The organism is Ciceribacter azotifigens, from assembly GCF_048159625.1.
Classification (GTDB): domain Bacteria; phylum Pseudomonadota; class Alphaproteobacteria; order Rhizobiales; family Rhizobiaceae; genus Allorhizobium; species Allorhizobium azotifigens.
The window spans coordinates 1-1,166 of sequence record NZ_JBLQTA010000069.1 but is presented as its reverse complement, the minus strand read 5'-3'; the positions used below and the strand labels follow the sequence as shown (position 1 = coordinate 1,166).

Sequence of the window (1,166 nt, the reverse complement as noted above, 5' to 3'; positions counted from 1 at the left end):
GTTCGATGAACGCTGTCTTTGCGCCGACGGCTACGATCCACTCCCGTACAGCCTTGGCGATGAACTCCGGGCCGTTGTCGGAACGGACATGGCCGGGCACACCACGCAGGATGAACAGGTCCGACAGGGCGTCGATGACGTCGGTCGAGTTGAGCTTGCGATCGATGCGGATTGCAAGGCATTCCCTGGTGAACTCGTCGATGATGTTGAGCATGCGGAATCTCCTGCCATCGTGGGTCCGACCCTCGACGAAGTCATAGGACCAGACATGGTTTGGATGCTCGGGTCGAAGCCGGATGCACGATCCGTCATTCAGCCAGAGCCGCCCCTTCTTCGGTTGCTTCTGGGGAACCTTCAGCCCCTCCCGCCGCCAGATCCGTTCGACACGCTTGGCGTTCACCGTCCAGCCTTCAGACCGCAGCATCGCCGTGATCCTGCGATAGCCATAACGGCCATAGCGGGAAGCGAGCCGGATGATGTCGGAGGTCANGATCCGTCATTCAGCCAGAGCCGCCCCTTCTTCGGTTGCTTCTGGGGAACCTTCAGCCCCTCCCGCCGCCAGATCCGTTCGACACGCTTGGCGTTCACCGTCCAGCCTTCAGACCGCAGCATCGCCGTGATCCTGCGATAGCCATAACGGCCATAGCGGGAAGCGAGCCGGATGATGTCGGAGGTCAACGCCTCTTCATCGGGCCGGCCTTGCGGCTTTTTGCGCTGGGTCGAACGATGCTGGCCGAGAACCTTGCAGGCAAAGCGCTCCGAGACGGAGAACTTCGCCATGACACGATCGACGCAACGGCGACGGCGAGCGGGGCTCAGAAGTTTTGCATTCGCTGCCCTTCGGGTCCCGAAGCAGCCTCTTTCAGGATCAGCTTCTCGAGTGTCAGGTCCGAGACCGCCTTGCGCAGCCGGTCATTCTCTTTCTCGAGCTCCTTCAGCCGCTTCACCTGGTCACCCTTCAGGCCACCGAACTCCTTGCGCCACCGGTAATACGTAAACTGCGTCACGCCGATCAAACGGACCGCTTCTCCGACAGAACGACCTTGCGACAACAGAACATCGACTTGGCGCAGCTTCGCCACGATCTCTTCGGGTTTGTGCTTCTTCTGGGGCATTCCAACGTCCTCCTACGGCTCAATAGCCTACTTCAGGGAGGACCACTTTTC

Annotated in this window: 1 pseudogene; it reads right to left on the bottom strand. The window is 60.3% G+C overall.

What is annotated here, in order from left to right:
- Positions 1-1,115: pseudogene (locus ACM6UT_RS23325) on the bottom strand (IS3 family transposase); the annotation flags it as partial.
- Positions 1,116-1,166: the final 51 nt, after the last annotated feature.